Here is a 14919-nt window from a genome sequence, read left to right as displayed (position 1 = left end):
AATTTGACCTCCGTAAACACTGAACTCAACCCAAACCAAAAATGCCAAGCGTGCTGAATCACTCTTAAATTGTTTGTTAGCCCTGTTTGCCCAAGACTGTCGGTAAAATAAACCTTGTATCTTCGTCCCGAGCGAAAAGTTTCTGATTCATTTTTGATTCAGGTAACCGTCTATCAACTGGGACATATTCTTCTTTAAGTGATGATACAAACAACTCGTAGTCTCGATCATCTAAAGCATGACTCATGTTTCTGACCGACGTATGAATCTTATGCAGTTCAGCCTTTACCGCTTCTGGAGACAATTTTCCTATATTGCTTTCGAGTCTTTCAATTGCGAGTATTACACGACGAATTTTATCTGGTGCAGAATGAATACGCCGCAAGTCAATTATATCTTCTTCGTGCATGCCTTTTCGGATTAACTGACTAGCGAAAAGAGCTTTTATCAACTTGGCATCTTTTATTATGTAATCAATTCCGCTTCTAAAGCTTCCATAGCCACAAATTGCTGCATAGATTGAGCCTACGATTAGTAAATTCGCTTTTACACTACCTTCAGACAGTTCGACATAACATTTTACTTCTGAACCATAGATGTCTCTAGCATTAGATTGTGCTAAATCAGACAAATACTTTTTCGTCAAACGCTCGTCAATACATGAGTAGTCAAAATCTATAGTTATAGATATTCCAGCTAATACGGACACAATTTCTCCAATTTACTCTTGAGGGCTAACGCCGCATTAAGGTGTGAGCGGCGCTTGGCTATACTTGAGCGAAGCGAAAACGCCAAGCGTTGCGAATCACTCTTAAATGCTTTGTTAACCCTCGCTCGCGCTATCACTCTCTACTGGCACACGATAACCTTTCGACTTCCACTCCAATTCTTTAGCATGACCTTTACCGAGGATTTTGAGCACCCTGTTTTTAACTAAACACCAAGCTTTCAGATAAATGGGCATACACTCCCATTTAACCCGTTCCCAGTCGTGCTTTAAGAGTAAAGCCATATGTGTAGTAAATTCTTTAGTGTCAGATTTGTGCTCAAGCTTATCGAATACATCTAATACCTTTTGGTCTACATTAGATTTTGGGTTAAGGGATGTCGTTAGTTTCGCTCTTAGGCTGGCTATTTTAGCAGCGTCTGGAACTATATTATCATTAGCAACTAAAGTGACCATTTCCTGCGTTAACATTCTCATTTCGCTACGCCACTTTGCCCTTTCCTTAGTAACCTGTTCAATATGAACAGATTTTTCATCTTTTCTTAAAGCGAAGAAAGCACCAAGCCATCCTGTAAGAGTTACTAATGAGACACCTGCTAGTAAAGAAGCGATATCAAACTCAATATTCATTATTTCCTCGTAGTTAAAAAGAGGGTTAACGCCGCATTAAGGGGTGAACAACGCAACCACCCGACTTAACATATTGTGCCATATACACTTAAATTGAAGTAGAAGCTGAAGTGCCAAGCGTTGAGAATCCCTCTTAAATGCTTTGTTATGTGAATTTTCACTCGTACATTTTACCGTTGTGCTTTAGCCAACCGTGCGGATGCCTATTGTTGGGATCACGGTGTGTCCAGTGAATTACACCACCCTTTTTATTCCATTCATATTCGCCGTAAAACTGAACTCGATCGCCGACTTTTAGGTTGGGGATTCTTGGCGCTAAATCGATATTATGGGCAACAAGCAAAGTCTGCTTACTATCTAATTTGAGTATAAATCTTTGATGTCGACTTCCTTTGTTGTCATCTGGCAATAGGCGAATCACTGTTCCTGAACCACGAACTTGAAGGTCACTTTGATGATTTTCAAACGCCTGCCCGAGCTTGTAGTTATTCGCTAGAGCATCAACTGAAACTAAACAAAAAGCTACAATAAATATTGCGAAGAACTTCTTCATACACTCAATTCTCTCTGATTCACATAACGCCGCATTAAGGTGTGAGCGGCGCTTGGCTATACTTGAGCGAAGCGAAAACGCCAAGCGTTGCGAATCACTCTTAAATGCTTTGTTAGCTATTTGGTGAAGTGTAGCCCGTTGTTGTAGCTACGACTTCAAATCCACGCTTTGATACCATCGGTTTACTCATATCTGAGGCATCGATTATTAGATATTTAACACCTTTCGACTTGGCTTCAGCGATGCGCTTATTTAGGAGCAAGCTATAAAACCCATTACCTCGAAACTCTTTGATTGTGCTTCCGCCCCAAATACCTGCGAATGGGCTGTTTCCATTAAATGTTAGCCAAGCAGAAGTTACTGGCTGTCCATCTACATACACAACATAAATGGATACCGAATCTGGAGATTGTTCTTTGAGGCTCATTAAGTAGTTGTATTGCCAATCGAAATCTCCGCCCCAAACTTGTTCTTGAACCTTTATTGCATCACGAATGCCTTGGCTGTCGAAAACTTCTGTAATCTGAGATTCATCGAAGAATTCGTTATCTGTTTTAGAAAGGTCTAAAACCATAAATGATTCGGTATCTTCTTGTTCAAAACCATTAGCGAGCAATACACTGCCGATATTACTTGGTTTATCGGTACTATATGTCTTCCACTCAAAGCATAATTTGCGTTGGCTAAAGTATGCAAGCTGCTCCTTAACTATTGATTCAGAGAGACTTTCATCAAAGTCAAAGAACGAAATATAACTGCCGTGACGGTCATTAGACACAAATTTAGTCAGATTGCTATCTGACTCCTTTACGCCATTAAACGAGTGAATAAGCTTGCGTTCAAACTCATTGTACTCTCGCATTACATCCACTGTATTCATTTTATCCTCGTATATAGCTAACGCCGCATTAAGGTGTGAGCAACGTTACCACAAAACTTAACCATACAACCTTAAACACTAACCCCAACGATGAAATGAAAAATGCCAAGCGTTGGGAATCACTCTTAAATGCTTTGTTATGCACGTACTGCACCAAAGCGTTCTGCTATAACGTAAGAATTACCTAACTCAAAGACAGACAAGCTTGGGTAACTTATGAATTCTGAACCTGTCCAATGTTTTGGAGCGCCTACCTCAATGGGCTTGATATTTATTGGCAGTGCACTTAGCTCTTGAGTAATTTTGCCAGCCAATGGTTTGGGGAAGCGACCTAAAGTACCAAATTTAGCTTTCACGATCCCATTTACTGTTGGCTTTTGATTCAAGAACCGGACTAAGTATTCCGCTTTTCCCATTATCTCCACACAGGCGCTGAAAAGAACACCAAGAAGTGACTCTGGGCTGCATGAGTTCCCCGAAAAAAACAGGTCAATTTCTACTTCTTGGTACGGAATTAAAAGAGGAGAGTTCTTAGATATAGAGAGTAACTCTTCTTCAACAGAGCATATAGACTCTTCAACGACACCAATACACTGCGCTTCCCAAAGTTCAGAAGCAGCCTCATTATGCATCAAGACTGAAAGGCTAATCCTAAGATCGTCCGCATACCAATCAGCATCAACGATGCGAATATTACCTTCTGCTTCATCAAACTCTGTTTGAATTCTTTCTAATAGTTCTTTCATATAACCCTAAGTGCATAACGCCGCGTTAAGTGGTGAGCAACGCAGACCACCCTACCTAAACCATTGTGCCGTAAACACTAAAGCTGATTCAAACTGAAAATGCCAAGCGTTGGGAATCCGTCTTAAACGCTTTGTTATACGAATTCTATCGCTGGTTTTTATAATAGAAGTTGCTTGGAAGAGTCATTGTGATTGCACCATTCTCAGTGTAGACGCCGACATACGAGCCATTTTTTAAAATTATTAAACCCGTAACTTCTTCAGACTCTATCGAAGAATCATAAGGTTTAACATGTTTTGTTTTAATTGATACACAAGGATTCCAGCCACTTTCCAGTTTTTTACATAAGTTACCCTTTTTATTTTCTAGTATTTCATTAACAACATAGCGTCCATGATCGCTACCTATGTTTGGCAAAAACACCCAAATAGACAAAAAGAAAGGTAATAAACCCAAGAAGAATATAAAGAAGTATGACGCTAAAAATGCAAAGACTGCTTGTTCTTTGATAAAAAGCCAAGTAGCAACATTACTAGTATATTTAAATAGTAACCTATGCTTTCTTTTGAGTCTTATATAACGAGCCTTTCTTTGAAACTTTTTCAATCTAAAAGGAGCAATATCTTTGTCATTATCGCTTTTAGGCGTTATTGACAAAGCAGCCCAAATACGAGCAAAAACAAAAACAAAAAATAATACAACAAGCAAAGCTTGGGGATGTCTGCCCATTACAACCATTAAGTTAGCCCCGAGCTCCCGACTTGCATAGTATGCCCACACAATAGCATTTGACCAATCAATAGCAAAAAAAGCGTACTCAAAACCAAAAGCTTCTACGTAGCCTTGATAATAACCTAAACCATAAACGTAAATAGCATTTGTCAGCAAACCTGACCCCGCAAGAATCAGTAGAATTCTTTTGAAAATTCTTTGTACTACAATTTCCAAGTACGTAACTCCTTACAATTCGTATAACGCCCTGCTAAGTGGCTAGCAACGCATTACACGATACTTAAACTAACCACCGTAATCACTATGCCTGATTAGAGGTAAAATCGCCAAGCGTTGATAGTCCGCCTTGAGCAGATTGTTAGTTGGCTAGCACGCACTGAAGTTTCCATTCTCCACAGTAGAATCAGCGGACGCCCTAGATTAGTAGACTAGATGACTAAAATGCACCCTGCTCTCTTTGCACAGACAAACTAAAAGCGCCTGTAGCTCATTGCATGCCTGAGTCACTGAAACCAGTAAACCTGATACGCCCGTTCTTCAAACCAGACACAAAACTCGAAAGGCAAGCTAACCACCAAACCAGTTCAATTACGGCGAAGTTTCCTCTTGCCGAAGTTCGGAGAACGAATGTAAATAACGCGCACAGAACCCGTACCTAAACCAAGAAACTATTGCCAACTAACGCCGCGTTAATGGGCAGGCAACGCTGCCACAAATAAACCATTGTGTCATAAACACTAATGCTAAACTGTGTACCAAAATTACTAAGCGTTGACTGTCCAATTGAACGCTTTGTTATGCCTTGCCTTGAAGTAGGCGATAAAAGTTCCAAATTAGCCCATATAAGCCAACATATACCAATATTGGAGCTATTTGATTTAGCGTACTAACACAAATTAAATAACCGATACAATATACCCCACCCCATGCTTTGAAAACATCGAATGCTAAACTGATTGTAGCCAACACAAGAGGAACTCCAGCTAACACCACTACTCCAAACATCACATGAAAAGCATATGGGTAGTCACGTTCCAAATATGGCTCAGGAATTAACAGGAAGATAATGTAGCCGAGTAGAGATATGCTAAGTATTACTGCCAACACTTTCAAATATCGTATATTTTTGCTTGCCATTATAAATCCTATATTGGAGCATAACGCCCTGTTAAGGGGTGAGCAACTCAATACAAAAGCCGCCGCATACCACCTTAATCACTTAAACCAACGCATAGTAAAAATGCCACGCGTTGCGAATCCCTCTTGAACAGATTGTTATACATTTCTTACCCACACGGTTCCGACAACCCAGAACTCCATGCTTCAATAACATTTCCGGGGTTCTCTATTTTGTAGCAAGCCATAAGACTTGAAGGAGATTTGATGCCTAGCACTACCCCTTTACCCTCTACTTTCCCGAAGCTGTCTCGATAAGCCGATAAAGCAGGTTGAATTATATTTTTCCAGTAAACATCGACCAGCTCGCTTTCACTCGTATATTTAAGGCTTTCGGATAACTTACTGGAACAAAACAACGTATAAAATGTTACACCCCCAGATGACATGACCGATGACTCTAGTGAGCAACTAAGAAGATTACTTTCACCTACTGAAGTCAAAAATGGTTCCAACTCACTTCCAGCGGCACTTAGCTCTAGCTGAATATAGGTAAAAGGTACTAGTGTCGTGACAACTAAGAGCAAGCCCATACGAAGCTTATTACCTGTGTAATTTTTAAACGCGTGATAATAAGTGAAAGGAAATAGGAACAGCCCTAAGAAACCCAACCATATCTTTTGCTTAAACATGTCGACAACGACTGTAAAATACAAAACTATCCCTATAAAAATCAGAAAAACAGACAAACTTAACATAATTGTGATTTACTTCCTTTTTAATGTATAACGCGTAATTAAGGTGTGAGCCACGCTACCACGACACTCAAATTGAACACCGTAAACACTAAACTTAACCCAAACCAAGAATGCCAAGCGTGGGGAATCACTCTTAAATTGTTTGTTAGGCAAATTTATAGTTGATTCGCTTTCTTATACAAAGATGGGAGTATGACAGCAAAGCCTATACAGTCGTCTCCCTGAACTTTTTTCCCGTGATATTTTTCTACGTAATTTCTAAAGAACTCATAAGCTTCCCGACTATATGGGTCTTGGGTTTCGCTATGCGTTTTCAGTAGCATTTTTGCATTTTCAACGGCGTCAAATAAATCTTTCTTGCCCGTAGTAATTGCAAGAACGTAGGAGTTAATCATTTTATCCCTGAAATTGTTCAACTTATGTAGAACCGCTAACTTTTCTGCATTTCCAAGTTTGTAAGTAACAGAAGCAAGCTTAGCCTCATTTTGAGCAATAACAGCCTTTAGATTAGCCTCTTGACCTTGTAATTTTATAATGGAACTATCGTACTCTTTGATTTGAACACCTAAGGTTTCTATCTGCTCCGATAAACTTTGCCTTATCTTACTAAGGTTTTCATTTTCTATTTTGGCTTGTTGTAACTCTTTCTCTTTTACAAATACTGGATGAATAGTATTAAAATAAGCCCATACACCAAAAGCTAAACTTAGTGCGGTTGCTATTTTTAACACATTTTCAACTACTCCATCGTCTTCTTTAAACCACTTCACGAAAATATAACTCCCATTTGCCTAACGCCTTGCTAACGGGCGATAACGCTATACCACCCAATTTGAAACTTGCACCCTAAACACTGAGACTGATTTGTATGAAAGTGACCAAGCGTTAGGAGTCCCTGTTAAGCGACTTGTTATGCAAATATCAACGAATGCGAACTTTACCAATAGCATTAACTCGGCTGTATCTGTATTTGGGGTAATAAACCCAGAATGTGTTGTCATTCTTTGAGTCCTCAGCTATCAACAGCTCGACCTCACCATTGTTAACAACGATCCGCACTTTATTTTTAGTTAGTGGTTTCGTCCTATATAATGTCACATACTTTTTATTTTTTATTGCATCCAAGAGCTTTGATTCATCAAAGTCTACATCCGATTCAATAACAAAGCTGTAATCACTTATTTTTTCAGTGAGTACTGTTCTGATTTGATGCCTCAGTAAAGTATCTGAGAGCATGACTAAGAATACCATCCCTACAAATACTACTATGCATTCTTTACCTTTACTCAAGCATCCAAACCAAAAAAGTAATAACAAGCAAAGGACAAAAATTATTTGAGTAACAGAAAGCCAAATGTCTAAGTAATTATCCATACTCCCTCATTTGCATAACGCCGCGTTAAGTGGTGAGCAACGCTACCACCAAACCTAAAGCATTGTGCCGTAAACACTTAAGCTGATTCAAACCAAAATTACCAAGCGTTGCGAATCCATCTTAAACGCATTGTTATGTGATTTTTCTGGCATATCCGATCAGCCACAACCTACAACTTGTTAGTTTCAATTTATTTGAAACACTGAATGATCTTTCTGATTAGCATATTCATGATAAATATCATCCAAATACTGTGCTAATTCAGTTTCGGTCAAATCAGAGGGAATCACGACATCATAGACTTTAGTTCGTACTCCTGCGTCAGATTCTCTATATAAAACCCAATTATCTGCTTCACGATAAACTGACATGATTCTACCGAACACATTAAATTTAAGAATCATAGAGTTTCCTTTTTATTTCAATTTTGCCAATCACATAACGCCGCATTAAGGTGTGAGCGACGCTTGGCTATACTTGAGCGAAGCGAAAACGCCAAGCGTTGCGAATCACTCTTAAATGCTTTGTTAGTGCGTACTTTTTACGAATGCATTTTTGCGTGAGCCCGGAGCTTTTTTAACGCCCAATCATAGTGACTTGGCATCGCAGATACACAGTAACTTCCTAACGTTGTTGTACCGGTCCAATCGAAATACTGTTTGGTGAAAAGTGCCTCATTAGTAAAACTATTAGCTAACTCGAGCGACGCTTTATGACTTTCCTGTACCAATCGCTTTGCTGCCGACAACTCTGTTTCTTGGTGCTTTTGCCAAAATTCAATGTTCATTTGGCCGTATGTTTTCCAATTGTATGGTTCAGGAAGAAAACTGGCCTTCTGCCCCGCCATGTTTGAATTAACCCATTTCAGTAACAACTGATGCCATTCGTACAGATGTATCAATACATCTCGAAGGTTTCGGTCGCGGGCCCAATGTAATTCCTTTTTACCCTTATCACTGGAAAAATCAAACTCAGTATTTAACACACTTTCAGGCATTGAATCGATATACCGAAATAGCTTTGTAAAACTCTCATCAGCTTGATGAATTAACTCTTCCTTAGTCTTCGGTCTTGCCATAACAAACTCCGTTCATCGTCTATAGATAAGCACTAACGCCGCGTTAATGGGCAGACAACGCTACCACAAACTTAAACCATTGTGACATCAACACAAAAACAAAAATGTGAGATAAAGATGCCAAGCGTTGACTGTCCCATTGAACGCTTTGTTATGCAAATTTAGCTCACGTCTTTAATGTGATGTATTTTACCATTTTGAAACTTAAAGTATGTCTTACCTTTCATAGCTAATTCCTGGCCTTCCTTGAGACCATTGGGAAGATCGATTGCCAAAGACCCGTATAATCGATACTGACTGTTGCTGTACTATCACTTAGCTGTATATCCGTTACAACTTGCTGGCGAGCACTAAACATTTTTGCTGACTGGGAAGCTAAGTTTTCAAAATCTACCTTACCTACTGTACGCGCCGTTATCTCACCATTTGATTCGTTTTCGAAAACGATATTATCACTAAGAATCTCTAACATCCCAGTCACATCAAACGCGTTGTAACGACTTATATAGGCCTCGACCAATTCAACTTTTTCACTTTCTGACATGCTAATTATCCTTATTTGTAATTTGCATAACGCCGCATTAAGGTGTGAGCGACGCTTGGCTATACTTGAGCGAAGCGAAAATGCCAAGCGTTGCGAATCACTCTTAAATGCTTTGTTAGTTGCACAACGCGCACTGAATTTTTTGTTTATTTTCAGTGATATATTCTATGTCATTTAGATAAGCTTGAAGATGACCTTGCTCTATGTTTTCAGCAAAGGTTTCATTACCATTTTCAGCTTCACTGCGCATGAACAAAACTAAAGCCTGTAATCGCTCAATCATTGCGTCCGCTAGTTGATTTCTTTCAGACGTAGATGCACCGTAACTATCACAGAACAACTTAGCTCTAGTTACCTGCTCAGAGATTGTGCCTAACTTATCATTGCTGTCAGTTTTGAAAGGCGACCAACAATAAACTGAATATGCTAAATCCCATATTCTTGGCGCAGGGTGCGCAGTATCAAAATCAAATACACCTACAACTGTGTTCTCGGATAGAGCAACATTGTATGGGGTAAAGTCACCATGACAGATAACTTCAAAAGGCTCTCTTGGCTCTAGCATCCACTTGTGTGCATTGACATCTACTTGTTCCAAAAGTGGCGCAGTTGAGTCATGTATTTTACGCAATAGTTTACCTGCTGATGTGAGTGCATCCACAGTAGCAATTGCACCGACTAGAGGATAGTTATAAGTATTTCCAACGACAAAACTTAGGACTTCCTGTTCTTAGTTAACACCAAGAAATCTTGGACATTCATCTACATTTTCTCGCTCGAGGTGTTTCAAAATAAGCTGAATTGTAGGACTCCACGGCTGAAGAGGACGATAGACAACTTCACCATCTCGATATATTGCTGATTCTCTTCCACCTGATAATTCTTCCACGAAACCTCCTCGTGCAACTAACGCCCTTGCTAAGCGGCAACCAACAATAACACAAAACTCAAACAAACCACCGTAAACACTGAGCACAACCAGATACAAAACCGCTAGGCGTTGGTTGTCCGTCTTGAGCTGATTGTTAGGTATGCTCATTACGAACGTCTTTGCTAGCTGGAGCTATAGGACTAGACCATGAAACACCAAAGCTAGCTGCACCGCAACAACCACCGAAACTGAATAGCAACCACGTCACTATTTTTGCGGTGGTTCACTGAAGCAAAAAGCTAACCAAATTGAGATTACGAACTTTCAATGAACAAGCCCAGCCAAGAGCACTGAAAACGGAAAACACTCAGCTGCTGACGCCAAAACTTGCCAATTAAATGAAACCTTCACCTGAATAAGCTCGAGCCACATGGCCGCTAAGATTCGCGATAAACAAGTTTATTGAAGTGGCTGATTACAAAACTACAAACCGCAAAAACTTAAAGCAACCTAACGCCGCGTTAAGTGGTGAACAACGCGACCACGTAACCTAAACCATTGTGCCGTAAACACTTAAGCTGATACAAACCAAAAATGCCAAGCGTTGTGAATCCGTCTTAAACGCTTTGTTATAAGCATGACTATAAGTGGGCACCTTCAAAAGTCATGAAAAAATACAATGTAAAGGCTACACCAGAGATGAAATAAGCAACACACACCCACAAACACCATTCCATGCAGTTTTCAACTGTAGATTCTGATGTGTTCTTTGACCAGAGAATGCCTGCTTGCTTCCCCCATGCAATCCTGAGCCATTTCGCTGAAAGGTATTGATAAACTAAACCGCTAAGAATAGATAACCCTAACAAAAGCCACGCAATATAGATACTACAGCCGAATACTGCCAACAAAGGAGAATCTTTCGGAATGTCAATAAAGTTCCTAGCGAAAAAGACTGGCAGCAATAAAGACGCGGTAGATAGATTGACTACGGATTTAACCATATCCAAGTAACGATCATTTGTATCTTTTTTCCAAGGTTCTTTCATTTCATTCATGATATTTCGTTCTATACGCTTAATGCTTATAACGCCCAATTAAGGGGGGAACAACGCCTCCACCCAGACCTAAAGCATTGTGCCATAAACACTAAATCTGAAGTAGAAGCAAAAGTGCCAAGCGTTGTGAATCCCTCTTAAATTGTTTGTTATACATTTTCTTTCAATGTGTTAGAGAAAAACTGCTTGATATACACCTCTACTTTATCAACCTCTTCATCAAAGTAAGCAACCACACCACCATCAAGCTCTATTTTTAAGCTTGATACATCAAAGTCTTTCGAGAAAGCTGATGAAAATGCCCCTTGATGTCGCACTGTTTTTTTAACTACAGGCTGATACATTGTAATACCCCGATGCTTACTGCCATTGGCTATATCTTGCATGTAGCCGAGAGCGGGACAAGAGCCTTTCATGAAATTTTGGAAATCTCGTTTTTTGGGGTACGTTATAGCTAATGAAGGATATTCTTGATAAATCCACTCCACAATGTGCCATGAAAAAATTGCACAGATTACCGCAGAGCCAGAAGATAACGGCTCTTTGCGATACTCTTCAGCTAAACGTGAAAATTCTTGAAATAGATCTTTTGAATTTTTAATATCAAATGAATAGCTCAACTTTACCTCCAAATGTATAACGCCCAATTAAGGGGTGAACAACGCCTCCACCCAAACCTAAAGCGTTGTGCCATAAACACTAAAAGTGAAGTAGGAGCAAAAGTGCCAAGCGTTGTGAATCCCTCTTAAATTGCTTGTTATGTGCGTCCGCGAAGTTTACTCGAGACGACAGTGGCTTTTGAAACTATGTTGCTTAAGCTATCTATACTCTTTTCAGCTATCTCAACTGTCGGAATTAGTGAAGGAGATTCACTCTGCGCCGAAGACGTAACTGATAGTTGAGCCAAAATTGATGCTTTTACATCAGGAGCAATATCCTTCTCGGAGACTAATTCACGATACGCTAGTACACCTAACAACCTGTCTTCACACAGACTAACTCGAATGGTGCAAATTCTAAAAAGATATACTATCGCCAAGAATGCCAGCGTGATACCACCTACAATAGGCACCCACATAGTATTATTTCCTACTAGTCCTGCGATTGACTCTGGCGAGCTCAATTCACCGGGAGTCTTACCAGTTGCACGAGCTATCTCGATCATTGTATACGCAACTTGCTTTAGTGACTGTTCAGCAAACTGAGTAACGTATAACCCGAATAGGGTAACGCTCAAACTTAGCGTTAGGAGCACTATTAAAAGTAAGTATTTGCCCAATCGAGCCGAAAATAACTGCTTACGAATCTCTTTTTCTAAATCACTGAACATTCTACGTCCTCAAAAGCACCATAACGCCCTGTTAAGGGGTGAGCAACGCAATACTGAAGCCGCCGCATACCACCTTAAACACTAAAGCCAACGCATAGTGAAAATGCCACGCGTTGCGAATCCCTCTTGAACAGTTTGTTAAGCTGCTGGGTGACGAGCCTTCTGCTCTACACACGCGTATTGAAGGTTCGCTATTAACATGTTGGATGCTCGTTTGTAACTGATCATTGCTAGTAAAGCGAACACTGTAAACAAAACCACATACAAGAACTCTTCAAAACTACTATTTAAAAAAGTGTCGTCTATTTTTTTGCCCGATAGACTGAGAAAGCGTAGCTGTAAGTTCAAGCTTAATAGATACAGCCCCCAAAAAGCACCTATTATCCATTTGTAGAACTTCACTTTAGCATCAATACGTTGTTCGACTTTCTCAAGGTTACTTTCTAAGAGTTCTATGTCTGACTCACTTTGAACTCCGTTTTCATCAAGTATATCGACAATTTTATTAACGCTAGCCTCAGTCGCTCCATAGAATGCGTAAGTACTAGGTGTTGAAAAAATTGTTAACAACAATATTCCCCAAATGCAGATATTGAATAATATGAGAAATATCTCTTGAGGCATCTCCATACTTGATGAAAACAGTGCCAATAGCACCATTAATGCAAAGCTCGTAAAAGACCATACAGCCATAGGTTTGGTGAAATCACCGAAGCCTAGTTTTAGGTAGACCAAAGGATAGACAAAAAGTCGTTGAACTGGCTTCAGCAAACTTCGATTTATTGAAAATCCTAGTAAAGCGGACTCTGAAGCTTCCAATATTTCTTTTGTTTTTATAAACATCTGACCAAATCCTGTTGCAGCTTAACGCCGCATTAAGGGGTGAACAACGACACCACCTAATCTAAGCCATTGTGCCGTAAACACTAAAGCTGAATCAAACTGAGAATGCCAAGCGTTGAGAATCCCTCTTAAATGCTTTGTTAGGCTTTCAAACGCTCAATTTTGTCTTTTATTTCTTTACAATACTTATCATAGTTCTTGACCTTGGTTAATTTACCTCCACAACTAACAGCTACAAGATATGCTAATAGAGACATCAAACTAATGAAAATAGACGATATATCCGCCCCCTCCGAGGCAATATTCACAAGCTGATAAACCTGTGCACTAGCAATGAGCGCAAGTACTATAAGAATAGATTGACCAATGTAGATCATTAAATACTTGTTATCACTATGAAGTTTTTCTATTTGTGCAAGCCGTTTTTCCAAAGATGAAACCTTCTTAGCTTTGCTCCAGATCCAAATTTTAATTACCCAACCTTTGTAAACAGGTATTGTTGCAATCAAACCAACAATTGCTACAAATTTCTCGAAAGTCATACTTTTCCTATTAAAGATAGCCTAACGCCGCATTAAGGTGTGAGCAACGTTACCACAAAATTTAACCACACCACCGTAAACACTAAGCCCAACGACGGAATGAAAAATGCCAAGCGTTGGGAATCACTCTTAAATGCTTGGTTATATTTTGTTCCTTGAGACCACTCGATATTCTAAATAGTAGTTTCGTAAATTTGTATCGGTTCTACTAGGAGATCGACAATGTCGCAAATCCTTTTGTTCAGCTGCTCCAAACACCAAGAAGTTAAATCTTGCTTCACTCAATGAAACACCGTTAGGCCCACCTAGAAATTTTTCAGAATCTGGATCATCCTGCCCATCATCTTCCCAAAAACAGATTTCACATATTTCATACTCAGCAGGCTTTCCAATAGTCGCGTACCCACAACAAGGGCATGCATACAAAGTATCCTTAGCTTGCTCTCGAATTTTACTCATGTAGCCCCCAGAAATATAACGCCGCATTAAGGTGTGAGCAACGCTACCACTGAACCTAACCATACCACCATAAACACAAAACCCAACGATGGAATGAAAAATGCCAAGCGTTGGGAATCACTCTTAAATGCTTTGTTATATTACGGTTCCGATATAAACACCGATACAAAAAACAATAAGAATCAAACCAATTATTCCAATAATGGTATATTTTAGTAGTCGTTGTATAGTTGCTAATTGTTCTTCTGTTCGATTTAAAGAGAGTGCATTTTCACGAGAGATAAACTCCTTATTATCAGTTGAGTTAACGGATGCCACATTCGCAACCACACTACCTCCAGCGCCAAGAAATGTTGCGCTAGCAATTGATAACAAAGCTACATATGCCGCTTTTAAATTGTCAGGTACTGAAAAAAGCTTAATTGTACTTTCGTTGTCTAGGCTTGCTGCTCCACCTAAAGCTACAACAAAAAACACTCCAGACAAAATCATTATCGTTCCTTTCTCTAGTTGATCTTTTTCATAAAAAACCGACCACAAAAAAAGCGTTAAGTAGCTAAACAAGAAGCCTATCAGAGCTAGGTTTGTAAGGTCGCTCATACCTAACAGCATCGAAACAAAGAAAATAAACCAGCCTAACACTGAATATTTAATTGATTTTGTTGTTTTTTTCATA

The 14919-nt window shown here is 39.5% G+C and carries 20 protein-coding genes and 1 pseudogene; all 21 read right to left on the bottom strand.

Annotated features, from left to right (window positions below; all coding sequences use genetic code 11):
- Nucleotides 1–76: 76 nt before the first annotated feature.
- A complete protein-coding gene (locus tag CTT30_RS06450) occupies nt 77–709 on the bottom strand; it encodes a hypothetical protein (protein ID WP_252036404.1) in 633 nt (210 codons plus the stop codon).
- A 114-nt stretch (nt 710–823) separates the two neighbouring features.
- Nucleotides 824–1357 carry a hypothetical protein gene (locus CTT30_RS06445; RefSeq protein WP_252036403.1) on the bottom strand — a complete coding sequence of 178 codons (534 nt, stop codon included), beginning with the start codon at nt 1355–1357 and terminating at the stop codon, nt 824–826.
- A gap of 157 nt (nt 1358–1514) precedes the next feature.
- Nucleotides 1515–1910 carry a DUF3465 domain-containing protein gene (locus CTT30_RS06440; protein WP_252036402.1) on the bottom strand — a complete coding sequence of 132 codons (396 nt, stop codon included), beginning with the start codon at nt 1908–1910 and terminating at the stop codon, nt 1515–1517.
- A gap of 112 nt (nt 1911–2022) precedes the next feature.
- Nucleotides 2023–2790, bottom strand: a complete 768-nt coding sequence (locus CTT30_RS06435; RefSeq protein WP_252036401.1) for a GNAT family N-acetyltransferase — start codon at nt 2788–2790, stop codon at nt 2023–2025.
- A gap of 137 nt (nt 2791–2927) precedes the next feature.
- Entirely contained in the window at nt 2928–3536 is a 609-nt protein-coding gene (locus CTT30_RS06430; protein WP_252036400.1) for a hypothetical protein, read from the bottom strand.
- A gap of 145 nt (nt 3537–3681) precedes the next feature.
- Nucleotides 3682–4485, bottom strand: coding sequence for a hypothetical protein (locus CTT30_RS06425; protein ID WP_252036399.1), 804 nt, complete (start codon nt 4483–4485; stop codon nt 3682–3684).
- Between the two features lie 579 nt (nt 4486–5064).
- Complete coding sequence (locus tag CTT30_RS06420; RefSeq protein ID WP_252036398.1) at nt 5065–5406, bottom strand: hypothetical protein; 342 nt, start codon at nt 5404–5406, stop codon at nt 5065–5067.
- 149 nt (nt 5407–5555) lie between these two features.
- Nucleotides 5556–6143, bottom strand: coding sequence for a hypothetical protein (locus CTT30_RS06410; protein WP_252036663.1), 588 nt, complete (start codon nt 6141–6143; stop codon nt 5556–5558).
- A 155-nt stretch (nt 6144–6298) separates the two neighbouring features.
- Nucleotides 6299–6913, bottom strand: coding sequence for a hypothetical protein (locus tag CTT30_RS06400; protein ID WP_252036397.1), 615 nt, complete (start codon nt 6911–6913; stop codon nt 6299–6301).
- Between the two features lie 151 nt (nt 6914–7064).
- Nucleotides 7065–7517: a hypothetical protein gene (locus tag CTT30_RS06395; RefSeq protein WP_172855367.1), complete on the bottom strand. Its 453-nt coding sequence runs from the start codon at nt 7515–7517 to the stop codon at nt 7065–7067.
- 186 nt (nt 7518–7703) lie between these two features.
- The gene (locus CTT30_RS06390; protein WP_252036396.1) at nt 7704–7922 is read right to left on the bottom strand and encodes a DUF7661 family protein; all 219 of its coding nucleotides are present in this window, start codon (nt 7920–7922) and stop codon (nt 7704–7706) included.
- Between the two features lie 137 nt (nt 7923–8059).
- Nucleotides 8060–8596, bottom strand: a complete 537-nt coding sequence (locus CTT30_RS06385) for a ClbS/DfsB family four-helix bundle protein (RefSeq protein ID WP_252036395.1) — start codon at nt 8594–8596, stop codon at nt 8060–8062.
- A 229-nt stretch (nt 8597–8825) separates the two neighbouring features.
- On the bottom strand, nt 8826–9140 hold the full coding sequence (locus CTT30_RS06380; RefSeq protein ID WP_252036394.1) for a nuclear transport factor 2-like protein: 315 nt from the start codon (nt 9138–9140) through the stop codon (nt 8826–8828).
- A 115-nt stretch (nt 9141–9255) separates the two neighbouring features.
- Nucleotides 9256–10029 (bottom strand): annotated as a pseudogene (locus tag CTT30_RS06375) (phosphotransferase).
- A 623-nt stretch (nt 10030–10652) separates the two neighbouring features.
- Nucleotides 10653–11069: a hypothetical protein gene (locus CTT30_RS06370; protein WP_140083190.1), complete on the bottom strand. Its 417-nt coding sequence runs from the start codon at nt 11067–11069 to the stop codon at nt 10653–10655.
- Between the two features lie 149 nt (nt 11070–11218).
- Nucleotides 11219–11689, bottom strand: a complete 471-nt coding sequence (locus tag CTT30_RS06365; protein WP_252036393.1) for a hypothetical protein — start codon at nt 11687–11689, stop codon at nt 11219–11221.
- Nucleotides 11690–11826: 137 nt separating this feature from the next.
- The gene (locus tag CTT30_RS06360) at nt 11827–12399 is read right to left on the bottom strand and encodes a hypothetical protein (RefSeq protein ID WP_060531460.1); all 573 of its coding nucleotides are present in this window, start codon (nt 12397–12399) and stop codon (nt 11827–11829) included.
- A gap of 138 nt (nt 12400–12537) precedes the next feature.
- Entirely contained in the window at nt 12538–13242 is a 705-nt protein-coding gene (locus CTT30_RS06350; RefSeq protein ID WP_252036392.1) for a hypothetical protein, read from the bottom strand.
- Nucleotides 13243–13382: 140 nt separating this feature from the next.
- The gene (locus tag CTT30_RS06345) at nt 13383–13784 is read right to left on the bottom strand and encodes a hypothetical protein (RefSeq protein ID WP_252036391.1); all 402 of its coding nucleotides are present in this window, start codon (nt 13782–13784) and stop codon (nt 13383–13385) included.
- Nucleotides 13785–13925: 141 nt separating this feature from the next.
- Nucleotides 13926–14243 (bottom strand): CPCC family cysteine-rich protein, encoded by a 318-nt coding sequence (locus tag CTT30_RS06340; protein ID WP_252036390.1) that lies wholly within the window; start codon nt 14241–14243, stop codon nt 13926–13928.
- 135 nt (nt 14244–14378) lie between these two features.
- A complete protein-coding gene (locus CTT30_RS06335) occupies nt 14379–14918 on the bottom strand; it encodes a hypothetical protein (protein ID WP_252036389.1) in 540 nt (179 codons plus the stop codon).
- Nucleotide 14919: the final 1 nt, after the last annotated feature.

The organism is Vibrio coralliilyticus, from assembly GCF_024449095.1.
GTDB classification, from domain to species: Bacteria; Pseudomonadota; Gammaproteobacteria; order Enterobacterales; family Vibrionaceae; genus Vibrio; species Vibrio coralliilyticus_A.
Note: the sequence above shows the minus strand (reverse complement) of the source record. Positions and strands in the feature narration are given on the sequence as shown.